Source organism: Kocuria palustris, from assembly GCF_007666205.1.
Classification (GTDB): domain Bacteria; phylum Actinomycetota; class Actinomycetes; order Actinomycetales; family Micrococcaceae; genus Kocuria; species Kocuria palustris_A.
In genome coordinates, this window is the sequence record NZ_VDOR01000002.1 from 376,160 (window position 1) to 398,233 (window position 22,074).

Annotated in this window: 19 protein-coding genes; 11 read left to right on the plus strand and 8 right to left on the minus strand. The window is 72.8% G+C overall.

Features of this window, described 5'->3' with window-relative positions:
• Window positions 1–90 precede the first annotated feature (90 nt).
• On the plus strand, window positions 91–1,971 hold the full coding sequence (treZ, locus tag FSY66_RS03855; RefSeq protein ID WP_144791426.1) for a malto-oligosyltrehalose trehalohydrolase: 1,881 nt from the start codon (window positions 91–93) through the stop codon (window positions 1,969–1,971).
• Window positions 1,972–2,053: 82 nt separating this feature from the next.
• Complete coding sequence (gene mgrA, locus FSY66_RS03860; RefSeq protein WP_144791428.1) at window positions 2,054–3,154, plus strand: L-glyceraldehyde 3-phosphate reductase; 1,101 nt, start codon at window positions 2,054–2,056, stop codon at window positions 3,152–3,154.
• A 23-nt stretch (window positions 3,155–3,177) separates the two neighbouring features.
• On the opposite strand, the gene FSY66_RS03865 is transcribed toward mgrA, so the two are convergent.
• Both FSY66_RS03865 and FSY66_RS12800 read right to left on the minus strand, forming a co-directional pair.
• Entirely contained in the window at window positions 3,178–3,972 is a 795-nt protein-coding gene (locus FSY66_RS03865) for a phosphatase (protein WP_144791430.1), read from the minus strand.
• A gap of 44 nt (window positions 3,973–4,016) precedes the next feature.
• The gene (locus FSY66_RS12800) at window positions 4,017–5,477 is read right to left on the minus strand and encodes a glycosyltransferase (RefSeq protein ID WP_144791432.1); all 1,461 of its coding nucleotides are present in this window, start codon (window positions 5,475–5,477) and stop codon (window positions 4,017–4,019) included.
• A 45-nt stretch (window positions 5,478–5,522) separates the two neighbouring features.
• On the opposite strand from FSY66_RS12800, the gene alr reads away from it, so the two are divergent.
• The 6 genes from alr (at window position 5,523) to tsaD (ending at window position 11,395) form a co-directional block, all read left to right on the plus strand.
• Complete coding sequence (gene alr / locus FSY66_RS03875) at window positions 5,523–6,830, plus strand: alanine racemase (RefSeq protein ID WP_144791434.1); 1,308 nt, start codon at window positions 5,523–5,525, stop codon at window positions 6,828–6,830.
• The gene (tsaE, locus tag FSY66_RS03880; protein WP_144791436.1) at window positions 6,823–7,539 is read left to right on the plus strand and encodes a tRNA (adenosine(37)-N6)-threonylcarbamoyltransferase complex ATPase subunit type 1 TsaE; all 717 of its coding nucleotides are present in this window, start codon (window positions 6,823–6,825) and stop codon (window positions 7,537–7,539) included. The genes alr and tsaE overlap by 8 nt, the downstream gene beginning before the upstream one ends.
• 84 nt (window positions 7,540–7,623) lie before the next feature.
• Window positions 7,624–8,874 (plus strand): amidohydrolase, encoded by a 1,251-nt coding sequence (locus FSY66_RS03885; RefSeq protein ID WP_144791438.1) that lies wholly within the window; start codon window positions 7,624–7,626, stop codon window positions 8,872–8,874.
• 45 nt (window positions 8,875–8,919) lie between these two features.
• Window positions 8,920–9,687, plus strand: coding sequence for a tRNA (adenosine(37)-N6)-threonylcarbamoyltransferase complex dimerization subunit type 1 TsaB (gene tsaB / locus FSY66_RS03890; RefSeq protein ID WP_144791440.1), 768 nt, complete (start codon window positions 8,920–8,922; stop codon window positions 9,685–9,687).
• Window positions 9,684–10,274 carry a ribosomal protein S18-alanine N-acetyltransferase gene (gene rimI, locus FSY66_RS03895; protein WP_144791442.1) on the plus strand — a complete coding sequence of 197 codons (591 nt, stop codon included), beginning with the start codon at window positions 9,684–9,686 and terminating at the stop codon, window positions 10,272–10,274. Before tsaB ends, rimI begins: the two co-directional genes overlap by 4 nt.
• A complete protein-coding gene (gene tsaD / locus FSY66_RS03900) occupies window positions 10,271–11,395 on the plus strand; it encodes a tRNA (adenosine(37)-N6)-threonylcarbamoyltransferase complex transferase subunit TsaD (RefSeq protein WP_144791444.1) in 1,125 nt (374 codons plus the stop codon). The genes rimI and tsaD overlap by 4 nt, the downstream gene beginning before the upstream one ends.
• Window positions 11,396–11,416: 21 nt before the next feature.
• Here the strand turns inward: tsaD and FSY66_RS03905 are convergent, their stop codons facing one another.
• Complete coding sequence (locus FSY66_RS03905; protein WP_186304385.1) at window positions 11,417–12,559, minus strand: glutamate--cysteine ligase; 1,143 nt, start codon at window positions 12,557–12,559, stop codon at window positions 11,417–11,419.
• A 105-nt stretch (window positions 12,560–12,664) separates the two neighbouring features.
• Between FSY66_RS03905 and FSY66_RS03910 the strand changes: the two genes are divergently transcribed.
• A complete protein-coding gene (locus FSY66_RS03910; protein WP_144791448.1) occupies window positions 12,665–14,161 on the plus strand; it encodes a glycoside hydrolase family 3 protein in 1,497 nt (498 codons plus the stop codon).
• A gap of 30 nt (window positions 14,162–14,191) precedes the next feature.
• Here the strand turns inward: FSY66_RS03910 and FSY66_RS03915 are convergent, their stop codons facing one another.
• The 5 genes from FSY66_RS03915 to FSY66_RS03935 all read right to left on the minus strand — a co-directional run bounded on the left by FSY66_RS03915 (window position 14,192) and on the right by FSY66_RS03935 (window position 19,447).
• On the minus strand, window positions 14,192–15,463 hold the full coding sequence (locus FSY66_RS03915; RefSeq protein WP_144791595.1) for a class I SAM-dependent methyltransferase: 1,272 nt from the start codon (window positions 15,461–15,463) through the stop codon (window positions 14,192–14,194).
• A gap of 147 nt (window positions 15,464–15,610) precedes the next feature.
• Entirely contained in the window at window positions 15,611–16,366 is a 756-nt protein-coding gene (locus tag FSY66_RS03920; RefSeq protein WP_144791450.1) for an iron ABC transporter ATP-binding protein, read from the minus strand.
• Window positions 16,363–17,424, minus strand: coding sequence for an iron chelate uptake ABC transporter family permease subunit (locus FSY66_RS03925; protein ID WP_144791454.1), 1,062 nt, complete (start codon window positions 17,422–17,424; stop codon window positions 16,363–16,365). Before FSY66_RS03925 ends, FSY66_RS03920 begins: the two co-directional genes overlap by 4 nt.
• A 14-nt stretch (window positions 17,425–17,438) precedes the next feature.
• Window positions 17,439–18,440 (minus strand): ABC transporter permease, encoded by a 1,002-nt coding sequence (locus FSY66_RS03930; RefSeq protein ID WP_144791456.1) that lies wholly within the window; start codon window positions 18,438–18,440, stop codon window positions 17,439–17,441.
• 14 nt (window positions 18,441–18,454) lie between these two features.
• On the minus strand, window positions 18,455–19,447 hold the full coding sequence (locus FSY66_RS03935; RefSeq protein ID WP_144791458.1) for a siderophore ABC transporter substrate-binding protein: 993 nt from the start codon (window positions 19,445–19,447) through the stop codon (window positions 18,455–18,457).
• Window positions 19,448–19,880: 433 nt separating this feature from the next.
• On the opposite strand from FSY66_RS03935, the gene groES reads away from it, so the two are divergent.
• Together groES and groL are read left to right on the plus strand one after the other, a co-directional pair.
• The gene (groES, locus tag FSY66_RS03940) at window positions 19,881–20,177 is read left to right on the plus strand and encodes a co-chaperone GroES (protein WP_144791460.1); all 297 of its coding nucleotides are present in this window, start codon (window positions 19,881–19,883) and stop codon (window positions 20,175–20,177) included.
• A 164-nt stretch (window positions 20,178–20,341) separates the two neighbouring features.
• The gene (gene groL, locus FSY66_RS03945; protein ID WP_144791462.1) at window positions 20,342–21,937 is read left to right on the plus strand and encodes a chaperonin GroEL; all 1,596 of its coding nucleotides are present in this window, start codon (window positions 20,342–20,344) and stop codon (window positions 21,935–21,937) included.
• Window positions 21,938–22,074 lie beyond the last annotated feature (137 nt).

Below are 22,074 nucleotides of genomic sequence, written 5' to 3' on the forward strand. Positions count from 1 at the left end.
GCAGCCCCTCCGACCACCGAACGAGCATTCGCCGACACGGGCCCGAGACCTCTCGGACGCGCCCGCCGCCGCCCAGAACGGAGCACCGACATGTCCTACTCCGCAGGAAACGGCCGAGCCCACCTCGATCGATTCGACGTCTTCGCCCCGCATGCCGCGGGCGTCGTCGTGCGCATCGAGGGGCAGGACCACACCATGATGAAGGCGACGGACCGCCCGGGCCACAGCCCCCGCGGCCTGGAACCCGCCCCCGTGCACGCGAGCGGCGATCTGGGCCCCCTGGGCTGGTGGACCCTGCCCGACGATGCCGCCGACGAGGTCCCGACGACCACCGTGCGCTACGGCTACATCCTGTCCAAGGTCCTCGATCCGGGGACCCCCGAGGAGCGCACGATCGAATCGGCCGTGCTGCCGGATCCGCGGTCCATGCGCCAGCCGCAGGGCGTGCACGAGCTGTCGTGCACGCACGATCCCTCCGACTTCGAGTGGACCGACAGCGACTGGGGCGGCGCCGATCTCGAGGACTCGGTGCTCTACGAGATGCACATCGGGACCTTCACCCCCGAGGGCACGTTCGAGGCCGCGATCGAGCATCTCGACGCGCTCGCGGAGCTGGGGATCGACACCGTCGAGGTGCTGCCCGTCAACGGGTTCAACGGCACTCGCAACTGGGGCTACGACGGAGTGGCCTGGTACGCGACCCAGGAGGAGTACGGCGGCCCGCTGGGCCTGCAGCGCTTCGTGGACGCCTGCCATGAGCGCAACCTGGCCGTCGTCCTGGACGTCGTCTACAACCACCTGGGCCCGTCCGGGAACTACCTGCCTGAGTTCTTCGAGGTCTTCACGGCCGGGAGCTCGTCGTGGGGCGAGCAGATCAACCTGGACGACTTCGGCTCCGACGGGGTGCGCGATCACATCCTGGACAACGTGCGCATGTGGCAGGAGGACTTCCACATCGACGGCTTCCGGATCGATGCCGTGCACGCCCTCAAGGACTCCCGCGCCCGGCACATCCTCCAGCAGATCGCCGATCGGGTGGCCGAGACCTCCCAGCGCACCCGTCGTCGCGCGTTCACGATCGCGGAGTCGGATCTCAACGACGTCCGGATGATCGAGGACACGCAGCGCAACGGGCTGGGCATGCACGGGCAGTGGCTCGACGACTGGCACCACGGCGCGCACTGGGCGCTGTCGGGGGAGTCGCAGGGCTACTACTCGGACTTCGACTCGCTCGCGGCGCTGGCCAAGTCGATGACCGGGGCGTTCTACCACGACGGCTCCTACTCGTCGTTCCGCGGCCGCTCGCACGGCGGCCCGGTCGACCCGCAGCGCACCCGGCCGTGGCAGTTCGTGACCTACACGCAGAACCACGATCAGGTGGGCAACCGGGCGATCGGCGACCGCTTCTCCCAGACGCTGTCCGCCGACCGGCTGATCCTGGCCGCTGCCCTGCTGCTGACCCAGCCGTACACGCCCATGCTCTTCCAGGGCGAGGAGTGGGCGGCCTCGACGCCCTGGCCGTTCTTCACCGCGCACCCGGAGCCCGAGCTGGCCGAGGCCGTGCGCAGCGGGCGCAAGGCGGAGTTCGCGCGCATGGGCTGGGACGAGTCGACCGTGCCCGATCCGCAGGCGCAGGAGACCTTCGACTCCGCGGTCCTGCGCTGGGACGAGCGCGAGCAGGGCGATCACGCCCGGGTGCTCGCGGCGTACCGGGAGCTGATCGAGCTGCGCCGCCGCACCCCCGAGCTGCGCGGCGGCTTCGAGACGATCCGCACCGAGTTCGACGAGGACGGGCGCTGGCTCGCGCTGCACCGCGGCCCGGTCTCTGCCGTCTACAACTTCGGCGACTCCGAGGCAGAGGTCCCGCTGGGACGCTCCGGGGCTTCCGTGCTGTGGAGCCACGGCGCTCAGGAGGCGGCCGGGGAGTCCATCCGCCTGCAGGGCAGCGGTGCGGCGGTGCTGAAGGGCTGAGCGCGTCGGTCGGGTGCCCTCGGATCCGCCGGATCCGAGGGCACCTTCGTGCTGTGTCCGGGGGCGGTGCCAGACTGGGGCCATGCTGATCTACGGAGATGACACCCGCTGGACGCCCGCCGAGGACCGCTACGAGTCCATGCCGTACCGCACGCTCGGGACCTCGGGCCTGAAGCTGCCCGCGATCTCGCTGGGGCTGTGGCACAACTTCGGCGATGACAAGCCGATGGCCACGCAGAAGCAGATCCTGCGCCAGGCCTTCGACGCGGGCATCACCCACTTCGACCTGGCCAACAACTACGGCCCGCCCAACGGCTCGGCCGAGCTGAACTTCGGCCGCGTGCTGAAGGAGGACTTCGCCGATCTGCGCCAGGAGATCGTGATCTCCTCCAAGGCCGGCTGGGACATGTGGCCCGGCCCGTACGGCTTCGGCGGTTCGCGCAAGTACCTGATCGACTCGCTGGATCAGTCGCTCGAGCGCATGGGCCTGGATCGCGTGGACATCTTCTACCACCACCGCCCGGATCCCGAGACCCCGATCGAGGACACCATGCGCACCCTGGACCGCATCGTGCGATCGGGCCGGGCGCTGCACGTGGGCATCTCGTCCTACAGCGCCGACGACACCGCGCAGGCCCAGCAGATCATGCGCGAGCTCGGCACGCCGCTGGTCATCCACCAGCCGTCGTACTCGCTGCTCAACCGCTGGATCGAGCAGCCCGCCGAGAACGCGGACGGCCCCGCCGGCGGCAAGAACCTGGTGCAGGTGCTGGGGGAGGCGGGCATGGGCTCGATCGTCTTCACGCCGCTGGCCCAGGGCATGCTCACGGACAAGTACCTCGACGGCATCCCGGAGGACTCGCGCGCCGCGGCCTCCAAGTCCCTGAACCCCGAGTGGCTCACGGACGAGAACATCGAGCGCATCCGCGGGCTGAACGAGATCGCCCAGCAGCGCGGTCAGACCCTGGCGCAGATGGCGATCGCCTGGACCCTGCGCCCGCAGGACGGCGGCCAGGTGACCTCCGCGCTGGTCGGCGCCTCCTCGGCTCGCCAGATCGCCGACAGCGCGAAGGCCGTGGAGAACCTCGAGTTCTCCCAGGACGAGCTCGCCCGGATCGACGAGCTCGCCCAGGACGCCGGGGTGAACATCTGGGCCAAGGCCACGGAGTCCACCCAGCGGTGAGCCGCGGCCGCCGGCCTGCCGCTTCAGAGCGGCGGCAGCCCGGCGCGCTCGAGCACGAAGTCGGTCAGCGGGGCGTAGGCCTCGGGCGGGATGTTGTCGTCCATCGGCACGACCACCTCGATCAGACCCTGCTGCTCCCCGACGAACGGCGCGGGGTCGTTGCAGTCGGCGATCGCGATGACGCGCGCTCCCCGGGCGCCGGCGGCTCCGGCCATGCCGTGATCGGAGACCACCAGGTCGGGCAGGAAGGCGGGGTCGCCGGCCTGCTCGGCCAGGCGGCCCAGCGCGAGCTCCATGGGCTCCGGGCGGTGGGTGTGCCGCAGCCCGCCGTACTGCTCGACCATCATCACGTCGGAGACCTGACGGACCTGGCCGTCGTCCCAGGGGATGCCGCCATGCATGTGCAACACCTCGGCCCCGGCGGCACGGGCGGCCGCTGCCAGCCGCGAGTAGATCGGCGGCAGGGCCGCCGGGTGCGCGGTGGCGAAGAAGAGACGCGCCCCGGGGCGCACCGCGTCGGCGAGGACCGCGGCGTAGCGCTCGAGCGCCGCCACGCACAGCCGCGCGCTGATCGTGTCCACGCCCTCGGTGAACTCGGGATCGGCGCTGATGCCCACGCGCTCGACCATGAGGCGGAGGACGTCGTCATAGGACGTTCCCGGGCTCGGGGTGATCCCCATGTACTGGTGCTCGGAGGAGTCCAGGAAGCCCTGGATGCTGGCCAGATTCGCCTCCCGCGGCGTGGCCACCGGGCCGGTCGCGCGGACGCGGTCGAGGTGGGCTGCCAGGTCCTGGGGGCTCAGCGCAGAGGTCGTCACGCTCGCCACTCTAGGTGCTCGGCCCGTGGCGCGCCGCGCTGTCCTCAGCGGCCGCGGGAGCGCAGAGGGGCGTAGACGTCGTCCGCATGGGCCCGGGCCGTCGCGGACCAGGAGAAGCCGCGGGCGCGGTCGGCGGCGGCCTCGCCGCGGCGCGCCAGCTCCGCCGGGTCCGTCAGCACGTCGCGCAGAGCCCGGGCCCAGGCCTGCGGGGTCCGGGGATGGACGAGCCAGCCGGTGCACCCGTCCTCGACGGCCGCGGGCAGCCCGCCCACGCGGGAGGCCAGCACGGGCGTCCCGCAGGCCTGGGCCTCCAGCGCCACGAGACCGAACGTCTCCGACGACGACGGGACCGCCCACACGTCCGCTTCGCGCATGCGCTGCGCGAGGTCGTGGACGGGCAGGGAGCCGAGCCAGTCGACCTGGTGCTCGATCCCCAGCCTCCTGGCCCGGTCATGCAGGGCGGCCGAGAAGGCAGCATCGCCGACCCCGGCGATCCGCAGCCGCGGACGCAGCGGCCCCGGCTGAGCCGGCGCGCTCCCGGGGTCCTGGGGACGCTGCCCGCGACCGGAGGGCCGCGCTCGGTGCGGGCGATGCGCTCCGCCCGGGGACTGGGCTTCGTGCGAGGGCTCGGCCAGCAGGCCGAGGGCGTCGAGGAGGATCTGCGGGCCCTTGAGCGGCTGCAGCCGCCCCGCGAAGCCGATCACCGGGGCCGCCGTCGCCGCGGCGCGGCCGTCGCCGTCGCCGGCGTCGGCACCGTCGCCGTCGCCGCCGGCCACGGCAGCGGCACCTGGGTGGAAGACGTCCAGGTCCACGCCGGGGGCGATCACGCGCAGCCGTGCGGGATCCGCCCCGTAGAGCTGCCTCATCTGCTCGCCCTCGGCGGCCGTGTTGACCACCAGCACGGCGGCCTCGTCGATCAGGCGCTGCTCGGCGCGCTCGCGGATCTCCGGCTCGAGCGCCTCCCCGGGGGCGGCCAGGACGTTCTTGCCCCGCGCGCTCGTGTGCAGGCTCAGCACGAGCGGCAGGTCCCAGAGCCGAGCCAGCTCCCGCCCGACCTCCCCGGAGAGCCAGTAGTGCCCGTGGAGCACATGGGGGCGGGGGAGCAGGTCGGCGCCGGCATCGCGCAGGGCCTGCACGATGCCGGGAAGATGCCGCGGGAGCCCGTCCTTGGAGGCGGCGGCGGCCCCGGGCAGCGTGACCGTCACCAGGCGCAGGCCCGGCTGCCCGTCGACGTCCTGTACCGTCACGGCCGCCTCCGGCCGCGGCTCGCCCCGGTGCTCGGCATCGCGCCACAGCGTGACCAGGTCCACTGCCAGGCCCTGCCGGGCCAGATGGGCGGCCAGCTGCCGGACATGGACGTTCATGCCGCCGGCATCGCCCTGTCCGGGCTGACGCAGCGGAGAGGTGTGCAGGCAGAGCATCGCGATCCGCAGCTCGGCCTCCGGCCCCGCAGCGGCGTCGTCGGCGGGTGCTCGGTCGTGGTCGCGGACGGGTGGGGTGGGCACGGGATCACTCTAGGCCCGCCGCGGCCGCCGGGCGGCGGTGCCACAATGGCTCGGGTGAGCCCCGATCCCCAGACCCCAGACCCGGCCGCCGAGTTCGGCCCGAGCACCGTCCGCCGTGCGGGGGCGCAGCCCGAGCGCAGCGCCGTCGTCGATCTCGCGGCCGTCCGCCACAACGTGCGCCGCCTCGCGGAGCTGGCCCACCCGGCGCTGCTGATGGCCGTGGTCAAGGCCGACGCCTACGGGCACGGCGCTGTGCCGGTGGCTCGCGCGGCGCTGGCGGCCGGGGCCCACGGCCTGGGCGTGGCGCATGTGCGCGAGGCCCTCGAGCTGCGCGAGGCAGGCATCCGCGCCCCGATCCTGGCCTGGCTGCACACCGCGGACACCGATTTCGAGGCGGCGCTGCGCCAGGACGTCTCGCTGGGCGTCTCCGGCACCGAGCTGTTCGAGATCGCCGAGACCGCACGGTGTCTGGGACGCCGCGCGCGCGTGCATCTCAAGGTCGACACCGGGCTGGGGCGCAACGGCTTTGCGCTGTCCCAGTGGCCGCGGGTCGTCGAGGCGGCGGGCGGGCTCGAGCAGGACGGGGTCCTGCGCGTCGACGGGATCTTCACGCACCTGGCGGTCGCCGACGAGCCGCAGCGCCCGGAGACGGACGAGCAGGCCCAGGCCTTCGCGGATGCCGTGCGCACGGCCCGGGCGGCGGGGCTCTCGCCCCGGCTGCTGCACCTGGCCAACACGCCGGCCACGTTCTCGCTGGGCGAGCCGGGGACGCTGGCCGATCCGCAGACCGTGCGGGCAGACCTCGTGCGCACGGGCATCGGGATCTACGGCGTCTCGCCGTTCGCCGACCGCAGCGCGGCCGAGCTGGGCCTGCTGCCGGCGATGACCTTGCGCACGTCCGTGGCCAACATCAAGCGGGTGCCGGCGGGCCAGGGCGTGTCCTACGGGCTGAGCTACCGCACGGAGACGGCGACCACCCTGGCGCTGATCCCGGTGGGCTACGGCGACGGCGTGCCCCGCGTCGCGACCGGCGGCCCCGTGGCGATCGCGGGCAGGACCTACCCGGTCGTCGGGCGCATCGCGATGGATCAGATGGTCGTGGACCTGGGCACGACGGAGGACATGAGCGCCCTGCTGGGCGCCGAGGCCGTCCTGTTCGGCGGCGTGGGCGCGCCGTCGGTGCGCGCCTGGTCCGATGCCGCCGGGACGATCGACTACGAGATCGTCACCCGGATCTCGCAGCGCGTGCCGCGGGTGCACGTCGACACCCGGTCCGACCTGGCCCTCGAGCGGGTCGCCCAGGAGCGGGCCGCGGCGCAGGCGCAGGAGGCCGGGGGCGACCGCCATGACTGAGGCGCCCGAGGCCGGCGACGTGCGCTGGGAGCGCACGGTGCGCGCGGAGACGGCCGAGCAGACCCGCGAGCTGGCCGAGCGGCTGGGAGCGCAGCTGCGCGCGGGCGACCTGGTGCTGCTCGACGGGGAGCTCGGCGCCGGGAAGACCACGTTCACCCAGGGGCTGGGCCGCGGTCTCGGAATCGTCGAGGGCATCATCTCGCCGACGTTCGTGCTGGCCCGTCGCCATCCCAACGATCCGTCGGGGCCCCGGCCCGGCGGGCCCGGGCTCGTCCACGTGGACGCCTACCGCCTGGCCGGCGCCGCGCAGGTCGAGGACATCGATCTCGAGGAGACCCTCCCCGACTGGGTCACGGTGATCGAGTGGGGCCGCGGCAAGGTCGAGCACCTGAGCCCGTCCCGGCTGGAGATCGGCATCGAGCGGCCGCAGGGCGGCGACCGGTCCCTGGCGGATGTGCTGGCGGAGTTCGGCGCCGGAGACGACGGGGTCGACGGGGAGGACGCGCTCGGCGCGGGTGCGGCTGGGGAGGCCGGCGAACTGCCGCCCAGCGCGGAGACCGAGGCCCGGGCCCGCCCGGCCGAGGACCGTCTCGAGGAGCCCGGCGACGCGCCGCGGACGCTGCGGCTGCGGGGCATCGGCCCCCGCTGGGCCGAGCCGCCGGCCGCCGTGGCCTCCGCGCCGACCCGGGACGACGCCGCGCCGCGATGATGCGGCAGTATCGTCGGAGGCGACCAGAGCGCTCCCGCCCGCAGGCGGGAGCCGCGCCGCACACCGTGCCGCCAGGAGGACCCCATGAGTGATCGCAGCGCCGTCTTCGACGCCGTCGAGGGACAGCTCGAGTGGCAGCGGGAGGTCTACCGCGACCTGCACCGGAACCCCGAGCTGTCCATGCGGGAGACCCGCACGAGCGAGATCCTCTCCACGCGGCTGCAGGACCTCGGCTTCAGCGTCCAGCAGATCGGGGGCACGGGCGTGGTGGGCGTCCTGGACAACGGCGACGGCCCCGTGGTGATGAACCGCGCGGACATCGACGCCCTGCCGGTCGAGGAGAAGACGGGGCTGGACTACGCCTCGACCGCCACGACGACCGACGACGAGGGGCGCACGGTGCCCCTCATGCACGCGTGCGGCCACGACATGCACGCTGCGGCGCTGCTGGGTGCGGCCGCAGCCCTGGCGGCGCACCGGGACGCGTGGTCGGGCACGTTCGTCGCGCTCTTCCAGCCCGGCGAGGAGATCGCGGCCGGGGCTCGGGCCATGGTCGACGACGGCCTGGCCGAGAAGGTGCCGGCCCCCGAGGTGGTGCTGGGCCAGCACGTCATGGCGCACGAGGCCGGGACCGTCGGCACCCGGCCCGGGCCCATCCTCTCGGCGGGGGACTCCATCGAGATCACCCTGCACGGCTCCGGCGCCCACGGCTCGATGCCGCACCTGAGCGTGGATCCGGTGGTCCTGGCGTCCACGATCGTGATGCGCCTGCAGACCGTCGTCTCGCGCGAGATCCCGCCGTCGTCGTTCGCGGTCCTGACCGTGGGCTCGATCCAGGCCGGCTCCACGTCCAACATCATCCCCGCCGCGGCCACGCTGCTGCTCAACCTGCGCACGTACGACGAGGACGTGCGCTCGCGGATGATCGAGGCGATCGAGCGGATCGTGCGCGGGGAGTGCGAGGCGGCCAGCTGCCCGCAGGAGCCGGAGCTGCGCTTCTACGACCAGTATCCGCTCACGGACAACGACGAGGACGCGAACGCTGTGGTCACCGAGGCCCTCCGGGAGCAGTTCGGCGAAGCCGTGTTCGAGCAGACCCCGCAGACCGCCTCCGAGGACTTCAGCGTGGTGCCCGAGGCCTTCGGCGTCCCGTACGCCTACTGGACGATCGGCGGCGTCTCCCGCGAGCGCCTGGAGCGGGCCGCGCACAGCGACGACCCCGCCGATCAGGTCGCGCCGAACCACTCGCCGTTCTTCCACCCGGACATCGACCCGACCCTGGAGGTCGGCACCAAGGCGCACCTGGCCGCCGCCCTGGCCTACCTGGGCGGCTGAGCCGCCCGCCGTCGCCCGGCACCGGCGGCGGCCTAGAATGGCCCGGTGCTCCTGCTGTGCCTCGACTCATCCTCCGCCGCCTCCGTGGCGCTCGTCGCGACCGCCGACGAGACCCGGTGGCGCCCCGCCGACGACCCCTCGACCGACGTCCCCGGATCCGGCCGCGGCCGGGTGCTGTCGAGCTCGTCCACCGAGGACACCCGCACGCACGCGGAGGTCCTCGCCCCGGCGGTGCGGGAGGTCCTGGCCGAGGCGGGCGCCGGCCCGGAGGACCTGGACGCCGTCCTGGTGGGCACCGGGCCCGGGCCGTTCACGGGCCTGCGCGCCGGGCTGGTCACCGCCCGCGTGCTCGGCTTCGCGTGGTCCCTGCCCGTCCGCGGCATGACCAGCCTGGCCGCCCTGGCCCATGACGTCGCCGCCCTGCCCCAGGAGCAGCGGCCGTCCGCGTTCGCGGTGGCCGTCGACGCCCGCCGCCGAGAGGTGTACTGGGCCGTGTGCCGCCTGCCGCTGGGGGAGACTCCCGTGCTGGTGGACGGCCCCCATGTGGGTCCCGCCCGGGAGCTGCCCGAGCTGCCCGTGTACGGCCGCGGTGCCGGCCTCTACGCCGAGCAGCTGCCGCTGGCCGTGACCCGGCCGGTCCCGGGGGGCCCCTGGGAGGCGCCGTCGCAGTGGCAGCCGAGCGCGCAGTCCCTCGGCATGGCCGCGGCGGACCTGCTGGCCGCCGGGGGCGAGCTCTCCGCGGACGTCGAGCCGCTGTACCTGCGCGAGTCCGATGCCAAGGTGCCGGGGCCGCGGAAGCGGGCCGGGGCATGAGCGCCGCGCAGACCGGCGCCTCCTCGCGGGCGTGGAGCATCCGCCCCGCCCGGATCGGCGACGTCCCCGAGCTGCATCGCCTGGAGCTCGCGCTGTTCCCCGGGGATGCGTGGTCCGAGCACATGCTCGCCGCCGAGATCGCCCACGAGACCCGCCGCTACCTGGTGGCCGAGCAGCCGACGCGGCCCGACGGCGAGCGGATCGTCGGCTACGCCGGGGTCATGGCCGTGGCGGAGACCGCCGACGTGCAGAACATCGCGGTGGTCCCGCAGCTGCGCGGGCAGGGCCTCGGCTCGAGCCTGCTGCGCGCCCTGCACGGGATCGCTGCCGATCGCGGGGCGCACGAGATCCTGCTCGAGGTGCGGGAGTCCAACGAGACGGCGCAGTCCCTGTACCGCCGCTTCGGGTACCGGGAGATCGCCCAGCGGCCCCGCTACTACCCGGACGGGGAGACCGCCGTGATCATGCGCGCGCCGCTGGGCCCCGCCGACACCGGCCCGCCGCGCCCGCCGAGCACGACCGATCTGACCAGCCACATGGACACCCGCGCCGCGGCGCACGACGACTCCCGGGAGGACCCGCGATGACCACGAACGACGGCCCCCTGGTCCTGGGCATCGAGACCTCCTGCGACGAGACCGGCGTGGGCATCGTGCGCGGCCGGCGGCTGCTGGCGAATGCCGTGGCCTCCTCGATGGACCAGCACGCGGTGTTCGGCGGGGTGATCCCGGAGATCGCCGCCCGCGCCCACCTCGAGGCCATGACCCCGACGATCCGGCAGGCCCTGAGCACTGCCGATGTGTCCCTCGAGGACCTCGATGCGATCGCCGTGACGGCCGGGCCCGGCCTGGCCGGGGCGCTCATGGTGGGCGTCGCCGCGGCCAAGGCGCTCGCCCTGGCCGCGGGCAAGCCGCTGCATGCCGTGAACCACCTGGTCTCCCACGTCTCGGTGGGGCTGCTCGAGCTCGACGGGACTCCTTCCGACCTGGTCGCCGACGACGGCGCCCTGGTCCCCGGCCTGGGCGCGCTGCTGGTCTCGGGCGGGCACACGGAGATCCTGTCGGTGCGCGAGATCGCCGGCGATGTGACCATGCTCGGCTCGACCATCGACGATGCCGCCGGGGAGGCCTATGACAAGGTCGCCCGTCTGCTGGGCCTGGGCTATCCCGGCGGCCCGGTCATCGACGCCGCGGCCCGCGACGGCGACCCCCAGGCCCTGCGCTTCCCGCGGGGGCTCACCGCGGGGAAGTACATGGGCACGGCAGAGGACCCGGGGCCGCACCGCTACGACTTCTCGTTCTCGGGGCTCAAGACGGCCGTCGCCCGCGTGGTCGAGGCCTTCGAGGCGGAGGGCCGCGAGGTCCCGGTGGCCGACATCGCCGCCTCGTTCCAGGAGTCCGTGGCCGACGTGATCACCGCCAAGGCCGTGCTCGCCGCGCGCGAGCACGGGCTGAGCACCCTGCTGCTGGGCGGGGGAGTGGCCGCGAACTCGCGCCTGCGCGAACTGGCCGCCCAGCGCTGCGAGCAGGACGGCATCCGCCTGGTGGTCCCGCCGCTGAGCCTGTGCACCGACAACGGCGCCATGGTCGCGGCCCTGGGCTCGCGCCTGGTCTCGGTGGGGGCCGTGCCCACCGGGCTGGAGTTCACCGCGGATCCGGGGCTGCCGGTGTCCACCGTGTCCATGGCCGGCGTCGCCCCGGTCGGCTGAACCGCCCCGACGAGGGCCGGGTCAGTTCCGCCGGGCCCGCTGGACGACGTCCAGAGCTGCGGCCCGCAGGTCGCCGTCGTGGGCGGCCACGGCCTCGCGCTGGCGCGTGGAGCCGGTGCCCTCGGCCACGATCCGGGCCACGTCGGCGAGCTGCTCGACGCAGCCCAGATCGGCCGCGATGGGCTGGAGCCGCTCGAGCATGGCCGCCAGATCATCGGTCACGAGCAGCTCCTCGAGGGAGTTGTTCCGGATGATGATGGCCTCGAGGCCGTAGCGGGCGGCGCGCCACTTGTTCTCGCGGATGAGCCACGGGCGCATCTGCTCGACCTGGCGGCCGGCGTCGATCATGCGGGAGGCCTCCTCGGCCAGGCACTGCGTCAGCGCGACGATCGCGCCGAGGTCCCTCGTCGACGTCGGGGAGTCGCAGAAGCGCATCTCGACGGTGCCGTACTTGGGAACGGGGCGCACATCGAGGCGGTACTCGCTGATGTCGTCGATCACGCCGGTGGCCAGCAGATCGGAGACGCAGTGCTCGAACTCGGCCCAGTTCCGGAAGGAGTCCGGGATGCCGGCCGTGGGCAGCTGCTGGAAGAGCTGGGCGCGGTGCGAGGCGTAGCCGGTGTCGAAGCCGTTCCAATAGGGGGAGTTGGCCGACAGGGCGAGCAGGTGCGCGTAGTGCGCGAGCAGGTGATCCAGCACGGGGAGGGCCTTGTCCTGCGCGTCGACGCCGATGTGCACGTGCATCCCGAAGACGACCATCTGCCGGCCCCAGTACTGCGCGCGGTCCAGGACCGTGAAGTACCGGTCCTTCTCGACCACCGCCTGGTCCTGCCAGCGCGAGAACGGGTGGGTCCCGGCCGGGTGGATCTCCACGCCCATGGGGTCGGTCACCCTGCGGATCTTCTCGAGCAGCTGCTCGAACTGGGCCAGGGCCTCCTCGACGGTGCGGCACACGCCCGTGACCATCTCGACGGTGTTGCTGAGGAACTCGCCGGTGACGATCGGGTGGTCGCCGTCCGTCCCGAGCTCGGGATCGGCGCGGTGCACGGCCGCCAGGATCTCCTCGGCCCGCGGCACCAGGGCCCCGGTCTGCGCATCGACCAGGGCGACCTCCCACTCGACGCCCAGGGTCGACTGCGGGGAACTGCTGAATTCGATGTTCACGGCACCTCGCTGCGGGAGACCACGGATCCGCTCGGCGGCTTGCGAGCGGACCCCACTGTAGAACAGCGCGGGGCCCGGGGAGCAGGGATCGCTACCCTGGACGGCATGCCGCGTCATGATCCCTCCGCCTCCGCAGCCCGCCTCGCCGCCGAACCCGCGCCGCCGCGCGGCCCCGCCCGCGCGCCGCGGGACCGGAGGCGCGGCGGTGCGGGGCTGCGGCCGCGGCGCCCCGGTGCGGTCCTCGGTCTGGCCCTGGCGGCCGCCGTGGGGCTGTCGGGGTGCGGGACCGGCGGAGGGGCCGACGGCGACGCCGGGACCTCCGGGAGCGCCGAGGACGGATCCGCATCCTCTGCCGGGCCCGACGACGAGAGCGCGGCCCCGTCGACCCCCGAGGGGACGAGCCCGATGCTGCCGGACGAGCAGACGCGCGCCGAGGCCGAGCGGGCCGTGTCCGGGATGAGCGTCGAGGAGAAGGCCGGGCAGGTGCTCGTGGCGACGTGGGACGGCGCCGATCCCGCGGCCGTCGACGCCCAGGTCGAGCAGATCGACGAGCTGCACCTGGGCGGGGTGATCGTCATGGGGTCGAACATCCCCACCGCCACGGGACAGGGCACCACGCAGGAGGCCGGCGCCGGCGGGGGCGCCTCGGACGTGGACGTCGAGGCCATGCGCTCGCAGAACGAGCGGATGTCCGAGGCCCTGGCCGATGACGAGCGGTCCTGGCCGGGGATCATCTCGGTCGATCAGGAGGGCGGGACCGTGACCCGGCTGGGCGCTCCGCTGACGGTGTGGCCGGCGGCCCAGGCGATCGGCGCGGCCGATGATCCCGAGCTGACGCGGGAGGCCTCCGCGGCGCTGGGCTCCGAGCTCGCGGGGCTGGGGTTCACGATGGATCACGCGCCCGTGGCGGACGTGACGACCCCCGGAGACGCCGTGATCCGGGACCGCGCCTACAGCGACGATCCGGCCGAGGTCGGCGAGCATGCCGCCGCCGCGGTCCTGGGGCTCTCGGACGCGGGCGTCGTCTCCTCGCCCAAGCACTTCCCCGGCCACGGCTCCGTCACGACCGATTCCCACGTCGGGCTTCCGGTCCAGGAGACGGAGCCCGAGCAGCTGGCCGAGGTCGACTGGGCCCCGTTCCGGGACGTCGTCGATGCCGGGGCGCCGTCGATCATGATGGGGCACATCGCCGTCAGCGCGTGGGACGCCGAGGTCCCGGCGACCCTCGAGCCGCAGGCCTACGAGGCCCTGCGCGAGGATCTCGGCTTCGAGGGCGCGGCGGTCACGGACGCGCTGAACATGGGGGCGGTCACGGACGCTGTCGGCCCCGGCCGGCCCGTCGACCGGGGCGTGGGCACCCCGGCCGGCGCCGCCCTGCAGGCGGGCGCCGATCTGCTGCTGATGCCCGAGGACGAGGAGGCCGCCCACCGGGACATCGTGCAGGCGGTCGAGTCCGGGGCGATCCCGCAGCAGCGCCTCGACGAGGCCGCGGCCCGAGTCGTCGCGATGCAGATGGCCGGCGCCGCGCAGGCCGAGTCCGCGCCCGTCGAGCCCTCGGATCCCGGAGCGCATCGGGAGCTCGCCTCGCGCTTCGAGGGCTGAGGCGGCCTCTCGCCGCGCTGCAGGCGCGGCTCAGCCCAGCGGCTCGACCACCAGGACCGCTCGGCGCTCGCCGGTGCGGCCGCGGTCATCCGTCTCCCGCAGCCGGGTGACGATCAGGGTGGCGCGGTTCGGGCCCGACGGCCTGAGCTGCCGGCGCAGCTGCTCGGGGGTCACGTCGGTGCCGCGCTTCTTGATCTCCAGCGTCCCCACGCGATGCTGCTTCACCCAGGACTTCAGGACCTTGGCGGTGTGCGGCAGCACCTCGCGCACCCGATAGCAGCGGGCGAACGGCGTCGCCGGGTCCCGCCGGCCGGTGCCGTCGTCCTTCCGCGTCACGTACGCGATGCGCGGGTGGACCGGATGGGCGCCGAGGCGATCGGCGAGATCCCGGACCAGCCCGGCGCGGATCACGGCGCCGTCGGGCTCCCAGAGCAGATCGCCGGGGGCGACGGGCTCGATCCGCTCGTCCGGGTCCCCGGCGGCGGGCTCGGCCCCGGCCCGCGGCGCCGTCGGGTCCTCGGCCGGATCGGGGAACGGCGTCGACGAGACGAGCTCGTGGTGGCCGTCGTCGCCCATCACGAGCGCGGCCCGGCGGACGCCCGGGCGCGCGAGGGCGCCGAACCACAGGACGACCTCGACCACGTCGCGGCGGTGCGAGATCCACTGCGCCTCGCAGCCCTCGGGAACCGCGTCGTGCGGCAGCCCAGGGCCCATCTTCACGCCGATCGGGATCCCGGAGGCGGCGAGCCGCTCGACGAAGGACAGGGGAGGGGAGAAGGCCTCGGGATCGAAGAGCCGCTTCGGGCCCGCCGAGGAGTCGCGGCGGGCCGGGTCCAGCCAGAGGGCGTCCGGGCGCCCGCCGGGGAGGGCGTCGAGGTCCAGGTGCCGCACATCGGACTGGAGCACGAGGGCGTTCGGGAACGGGGTGAGATTGACGGTGGCCACGGCAGCCGTGGTCTCGTCGAGCTCCACGGCGGTGACGTCGAGCCCGGCCGAGGCCAGCGTCAGGGAATCCGCGCCGATGCCGCAGCCGAGATCGGCCACCCGGGTCAGACCGGCGTCTGCGAAGCGCTCGGCATGCACCGCCGAGACCGTGAGCCGGGTGGCCTGCTCGAGGCCGTCCTGCGTGAAGAGCATGTGCCGGGCGAACTCGCCGAACTTTCCGGCGGCCGCGGTGCGCAGGCGGGCCTGCGTCATGGCGGCGGAGATCAGCTCGGGGTCGAAGCCCTCGGCCCGGAGGCTCGTGATGCGCTGCAGCGCCTGATCCTCGCGGTAGTCGCCCAGCGAGTCCAGCAGGCGCATCCCCTCCGGGGTCAGCAGACGGGCCAGGGGATCGACGGGAGCGGGGGAATCGGACACGACTGCGACCCTAGCCGTCCGGCCGGGGCCGACGCGCCCGCGCGAGCCCGGCAGCGCCGCGGCCGCGGCGTCCCGCCCGGCGGCGTGCGCTCAGTAGCAGGAGGCCAGCCGGCCGTTCGGGCCGTCGATGACGGTGATCGGGGTGTCGAAGACATCGGTGAGCACCTCGTCGGTCAGGATCTCCTCGGGCGTGCCGAAGCGAGCGATCCGTCCGTCCTTCACGGCGCAGATGTGGTCGGCGTAGTGGCCGGCGAAGTTGATGTCGTGCAGCACGATGATGATCGTGCGGCCGAGCTCGCGGCAGGCGTCGCGCAGGAAGCGCATCATCTGCACCGAGTGCTTCATGTCGAGGTTGTTCAGCGGCTCGTCGAGCAGGACGTGATCGGTCTCCTGCGCCAGCACCATGGCCACGTAGGCGCGCTGGCGCTGGCCGCCGGAGAGCTCGTCCAGGTAGCGGTTCTGCAGCTCGATCAGGTGCAGGAACTCGAGGTACCGGGTGATGATCTCCTCGTCGTGCCGGTCGAGCCGCCCGCCCGAGTACGGGAAGCGGCCGAAGCCCACGAGCTGGCGCACCGTCAGGCGCGTGACGTAGTGGTTCTCCTGGCGCAGGATCGACAGGATCCGGGCCAGGTCCTTCGACCGGGTCGTGGAGACGTCCATGCCGGCCACGCGGATCACGCCCTCGTCCAGGGAGAGCAGCCGCCCGATCATGGTCAGCAGGGTGGACTTGCCCGCGCCGTTGGGGCCCACGAGCGCCGTCATGCCCCCGGTGGGGATCTCCAGGTCCACGGGCCCGATCCGGACGTCGTCGGTGTAGTCCTTGCGGACATCGGTCAGGGTGATCACAGCCGCCCCTTTCGCAGGATGACGTAGAGGAACACGGACCCGCCGACCATCTCGATGAGGATCGAGACGACGCCCTGGGCGTAGAAGACGTGGTTCATCACGAAGTACGCCCCCGACAGGACGACGAATCCCGTCAGCGCGGCGATCGGGAAGATCCTCCGGTGGTCGTAGGTGTCCGCGAACTGATAGGCGAGCGTGGCGACCAGGAACCCCAGGAAGGTCATCGGCCCGACCAGGGCGGTCGAGACGGCCATCAGGATCGAGATGAGGAACAGCACCCGGATGGTCTCGCCCCGGTGGTTCAGACCGAGGTTGTTCGCGACGTCGGCGCCCAGGGCCACCACGTTGAGGCGGCGGGAGGACAGCCACAGCGCGATGCCGGCGGCCAGGCACAGCGGGACCGCGACCGGCAGGAGGGCGTCGTCGGCATTGGTCACGGAGCCGAAGAGCCGGGCGTTGAGCACGTCGAACTCGCTGGGGCTGAGCAGCCGCTGCATGAACGTGGCCACCGAGCCGAGCCCGCCGCCGATGATGATGCCGACGAGCAGCATGACGTGCATGCTCCCGCGGCGCCCGGACAGCAGCCACGTGTAGAGCAGGGTGGCCAGCACGACCATGAGCCCGACCTGGACCAGGAACTGCGGGATCCCGGCGAAGGCCATGAGCCCGGCCGCGCCGGCGAAGTAGACCACGCTCGTCTGGATCGCCACGTAGAGCGACTCGAAGCCCATGATGGACGGGGTGATGATCCGGTTGTTCGTGACCGTCTGGAAGCTGACGGTGGCCATGGCCTGGCAGAAGGCCACGAGGGCCATCACGACCACGCTGCCGACCCGCAGCTCGGCCACGCGCCAGAAGCCCGCCGACCCGAAGGGCAGCGGGTTGTCCCACGCCAGCAGTCCGATCGCGAAGAGCGCGGACAGCGCGATGAGCACCGTCAGCACGATCAGGTAGCGGCGCCGCGCCGCAGGGGTCGCGAAGGCCCCCGCGCTCGAGGCCCCGGGCTGCGGGGCCGGGCGGGAGCGGTCCACGGAGGTCTCGTCCACGGTCCTGGTCATGACGGCGTCCCCCTTCACGAGCTCTTGCGCTGACGCAGCAGGATGGCCACGAACACGGCGGCGCCCACGATGCCCAGGATCACCGAGACCGGGATCTCGAAGGGCATGATCAGGGTGCGCCCGAGCAGGTCGCACACCGTGACGATCGCGATCCCCAGAAGGCACACCCAGGGCAGGTTCGAGCGCAGGTCGTCGCCGCGCACCATCGACACGATGTTCGGGACGATCAGCCCCAGGAACGGCAGGTTGCCGACCACCACGGTCACCACGCCGGTGGCGATCGCGATGAGGATCGTGCCGAAGAGGATGATCCGGTCGTAGTCCAGCCCGATGCTCGTGGCGATGTCCTCGCCCAGCCCCGCGGCCGTCAGGCGGTCCGCCACCACGAAGACCGCGAGGACGACGGCCGCCACGATCCACAGCACCTCGTACTGCCCGCGCAGCACCGAGGTGAAGCTGCCGGCGAACCAGACGCCGAGGCTCTGCAGCATGTCGGTCTGCAGGGCCACGAAGGTCGAGACCGAGCCGACGACCGCGCCGAGCATGATGCCCACGATGGGCACGATCAGCGACGAGCGCAGCGAGACCCGGCGCAGGAACAGGAAGAAGACCATCGTCCCGATGAATGCGAAGACGATGGCCCCGAGCATCCGGGACAGCAGCGAGGCGCCGGGGAACAGGATCATGACCGCCAGCAGCCCCAGCCCGGCCCACTCGGTCGTGCCCGTGGTCGTGGGCTCCACGAAGCGGTTCTGCGTCAGCAGCTGCATCACGAGCCCGGACATCGCCATGGCCGCGCCCGCCAGCACGAGGGCGATCGTGCGCGGCACGCGCGTGATGCCGAGGATCTCCGACCCGCCCTCCTCGCCGAGGTCGTAGACCCCCGTGAGCAGGGAGGCGACCAGCAGGGCCGCCACGCCGAGCGCGGCGAGCCAGAGCTTCCAGTCGAGGAACGCGGCGGCCAGCGAGCTGCTGCGGGTGCGGACCGCCGTGGCGCCGGATCGGGCTTCGGTCATCGGTGTCGCTCGTCTCAGCCCTGGCTCCCCTCGAAGGCATCGGCCAGGCCGTCGAAGATCTCGGTGTAGGCCTGGATCCCCTCGTTCGAGTAGGTGTCCGCGGGGGCGTAGTAGACGCTGCCCTCCTGGACGGCCGTCACGTCCTGGAGCGCCTCGGAGCCCTCGATGATCTCCTGGGCCGGGGGCGAGTCCTGCTCAGTGCTCACCCCGGCGTCGCGGTCCAGGACCAGGATCCAGTCGGGATCGGCCTCGGCGATCGCCTCGACCGAGATGTCGTCGCCGCGGTGGTCCTCGGAGGCGCCCTCGACCTCGAGGGCGGGCTCGAAGCCGAACTCGTCGAACATCGGTCCGAAGGTGCGGCCAACCCCCGGGGCGAGATAGCCGATCTCGCCGCCGGAGACGTTCACGGCCATGACGGTGTCGCCCTCCTGATAGGAGTCGCTCACGCGCTGGGCGGCGTCGTCGAGACCGGCGTTGAGCTCCTCGGCCTCGGACTCCTTCTGGAAGATCGAGCCCAGGGCGGTGTTCTCGCGCTTGAGCTCCTCGAAGAAGTCCTCGCCCTCGCGCGGCTCCAGCTCGACCAGGGCGGCGTCCGGGACGAGCTCCTCGAAGTCGCCGTAGAAGTCGCCGAAGCGCTGGCCGTTGATGAGCAGGTCCGGCTGCACCCCGGCGACCGCCTCGAGGTCCGGCTCGCGGTGGTTGCCGATGTCGACGACCTCCTCGCCCTGGAAGCAGTCGATCGTGTCGGGGATCAGCGGCTTGGGCGCTGCCGAGAGCTCCACGCCCCAGTCGCACAGCGACTCGAAGGTGCGGTTGTCGGTCGAGACGACGCTCTGCGGCGGGGAGGGGACGGTCTGGGTGCCGTGGTTGTCCTCGACCTCGACGCTCTCCCCGGAGGCCTCCTGCGACTGCTCCCCGGAGGGGGCGCCGCAGGCGGAGAGGCTCAGCATCAGAGCCAGGGGGAGGACGGTCAGTGCGGCGCCGGAGCGGCGGGAGGGAAGGGGCATGGGGCATCCTCTGGTCGGGGCGCGGTGCGAGCGGAAAGTGACCCTCGCCTCAGCAAGGTGAGGTTTACCTTATACGGGATTCCGAGGGATCTCACGCCGGGTTGCCAGGTGTTCCTGCGTCGCCGGTGGGGTCCGCGACCGGCAGGGGGCGGGCGCTCTCCCCGTCCTGCGCCGCGCGTCGGGGCGCGGGGTGCGGATCTGGCACTCGCCTTGACCGACTGCCAGGCTGAATCTAGGGTGGCGTTAGCACTCTCGACAGGGGGTTGCTAAAGGATTCGGGCCGATCGGCACCGCGACGACGGTTGGCAGATCCTCTGGCGCTCCGGCATCGGGGTCCTCGCGGCGCTGCGGCGCCGGAGCGAGGAGCAGCGCCCCGGCGGGTCGCCGTGACAGCTCAGCACCACTTTTCGAATCCATGAGAGAAGGAGACATCGTGTCGATCTCCATCAAGCCGCTTGAAGACCGCATCGTCGTCCAGGTCGTCGAGGCCGAGCAGACCACCGCCTCCGGCCTGGTCATCCCGGACACCGCCAAGGAGAAGCCCCAGGAGGGCAAGGTCATGGCCGTGGGCCCGGGCCGCGTGGACGACTCCGGCAACCGCATCCCGGTGGACGTCCAGGAGGGCGATCTCGTGATCTTCTCCAAGTACGGCGGCACCGAGGTCAAGTACAACGGCGAGGAGTACCTCGTCCTGCCGGCGCGCGACGTGCTGGCCGTCGTCGAGAAGTGACCCCGACGACCCCCTGAACGCTTCAGGCGGTCCGAGGGAGGGCGCCTGCCGTGTGCCCCGCGGCAGCGCGGGCGCACCCGGCAGGCGCCCTCTTCTCGTCGACCGCCCGTCCACGACATCCCGGCGGGCGCGCGCTCGCCGCTCTCAGAATGGAGAACCGGCTCATGGCCAAGCAGCTGCTCTTCCGCGAAGACGCACGCAACCAGTTGAAGGAGGGTGTCGACCGCCTGGCCGACACCGTCAAGGTCACCCTCGGCCCCCGCGGCCGCAACGTGGTCCTGGACAAGAAGTGGGGCGCCCCCGTCATCACCAACGACGGCGTGACGATCGCCCGCGAGGTCGAGCTCGACGACGCCTACCAGAACCTCGGCGCCCAGCTCGCCAAGGAGGTCGCGACCAAGACCAACGACGTCGCCGGCGACGGCACGACCACCGCGACCGTGCTCGCCCAGGCCCTCGTCGAGGAGGGGCTGCGCAACGTGGCCGCCGGCGCGGCCCCGGGTCAGATCAAGAAGGGCATCGAGGTCGCCGTGGAGGCGGTGGCCGAGCGCCTGCTCCAGGACGCCCGCGAGGTCTCCGGCGACGAGGTCGCCAAGGTCGCCGCGATCTCCTCGCAGTCCGAGGAGATCGGCGAGCTCATCTCGCGCGCCTTCGAGGTCGTCGGCAAGGACGGCGTCATCACCATCGAGGACGGCTCCTCGACGGAGATCGAGCTCGAGGTCACCGAGGGCATGCAGTTCGACAAGGGCTACCTGTCCCCGTCGTTCGTCAAGGACGCGGAGCGCCAGGAGGCCGTCATGACCGACGGCCTGATCCTGCTCTACCAGGGCAAGATCTCCTCGGCGCAGGAGCTCATGCCGGTGCTCGAGAAGGTCGTGCAGACCAAGAAGCCGCTGACGATCATCGCCGAGGACGTCGAGGGCGAGGCCCTGTCCACGCTGGTCGTCAACAAGCTGCGCGGCACCCTGGACGTCGTCGCGCTCAAGGCCCCGGGCTTCGGCGACCGCCGCAAGGCGATCATGGAGGACCTGGCGGTGCTGACCGGCGGCACCGTGGTCACCTCCGAGCTGGGCATCTCCCTGGACCAGGTCACGGTCGAGCAGCTCGGCTCCGCCCGCACGGTCACGGTCACCAAGAACGAGACCACGATCATCGACGGCGGCGGCACGAACGAGGCCATCTCCGACCGCGTGGAGCACATCCGCAGCCAGGTCGAGCGCACCGACTCCGAGTGGGACCGCGAGAAGCTGCAGGAGCGCCTGGCGCGCCTGGCCGGCGGCGTGTCCGTCATCAAGGTCGGCGCCGCGACCGAGGTCGAGGCCAAGGAGCGCAAGCACCGCATCGAGGACGCCGTCTCCTCGACCCGCGCCGCCCTCGAGCAGGGCATCGTCGCCGGCGGCGGCTCCGCCCTGGTCCACGCCTCCGCCGCGATCGAGGACGTCAAGGGCGAGCTCGACGGCGATGCCGCGGTGGCCGCGGACATCGTCGGCCGCGCCCTGCGCCAGCCGCTGCGCTGGATCGCGCAGAACGCCGGCCAGGACGGCTGGGTGGTCGTCTCCCGCGTCGAGCAGCTCGAGACGGGCCACGGCTACGACGCCAAGGCCGACGAGTACACCGACCTGATCGCGGCCGGCATCATCGACCCGGTCAAGGTCACCCGCTCGGCGCTGCAGAACGCGGCCTCGATCGCCGCGCTCGTGCTCACGACCGAGACCCTCGTCACGGACAAGCCCGAGGACGAGGACTCGCACGAGCACTGAGACCCGGCGGGCCGCACGGCCCCTGAGCGGAGCCCCCGCATCCAGCCCGGTCCCCGTCGCAGCCGCGACGGGGACCGGGCTCGTCCCAGGGGATCGTCTCCCGGCCTCGTTCCGCGGGGGCCTCGCAGGGCAGGCGC

Excerpts from the sequence above, each read along its gene's own strand:
- FSY66_RS03910 (WP_144791448.1), top strand. The coding sequence starts at position 12,665 with ATGCCGCGTCATGATCCCTCCGCCTCCGCAGCCCGCCTCGCCGCCGAA.
- treZ (WP_144791426.1), top strand. The coding sequence starts at position 91 with ATGTCCTACTCCGCAGGAAACGGCCGAGCCCACCTCGATCGATTCGAC.
- FSY66_RS03925 (WP_144791454.1), bottom strand. The coding sequence starts at position 17,424 with ATGACCAGGACCGTGGACGAGACCTCCGTGGACCGCTCCCGCCCGGCC.
- alr (WP_144791434.1), top strand. The coding sequence starts at position 5,523 with ATGGCTCGGGTGAGCCCCGATCCCCAGACCCCAGACCCGGCCGCCGAG.
- FSY66_RS03935 (WP_144791458.1), bottom strand. The coding sequence starts at position 19,447 with ATGCCCCTTCCCTCCCGCCGCTCCGGCGCCGCACTGACCGTCCTCCCC.
- tsaE (WP_144791436.1), top strand. The coding sequence starts at position 6,823 with ATGACTGAGGCGCCCGAGGCCGGCGACGTGCGCTGGGAGCGCACGGTG.
- mgrA (WP_144791428.1), top strand. The coding sequence starts at position 2,054 with ATGCTGATCTACGGAGATGACACCCGCTGGACGCCCGCCGAGGACCGC.
- tsaD (WP_144791444.1), top strand. The coding sequence starts at position 10,271 with ATGACCACGAACGACGGCCCCCTGGTCCTGGGCATCGAGACCTCCTGC.
- FSY66_RS03915 (WP_144791595.1), bottom strand. The coding sequence starts at position 15,463 with ATGCGCCTGCTGGACTCGCTGGGCGACTACCGCGAGGATCAGGCGCTG.
- FSY66_RS03930 (WP_144791456.1), bottom strand. The coding sequence starts at position 18,440 with ATGACCGAAGCCCGATCCGGCGCCACGGCGGTCCGCACCCGCAGCAGC.
- groL (WP_144791462.1), top strand. The coding sequence starts at position 20,342 with ATGGCCAAGCAGCTGCTCTTCCGCGAAGACGCACGCAACCAGTTGAAG.
- rimI (WP_144791442.1), top strand. The coding sequence starts at position 9,684 with ATGAGCGCCGCGCAGACCGGCGCCTCCTCGCGGGCGTGGAGCATCCGC.
- FSY66_RS03885 (WP_144791438.1), top strand. The coding sequence starts at position 7,624 with ATGAGTGATCGCAGCGCCGTCTTCGACGCCGTCGAGGGACAGCTCGAG.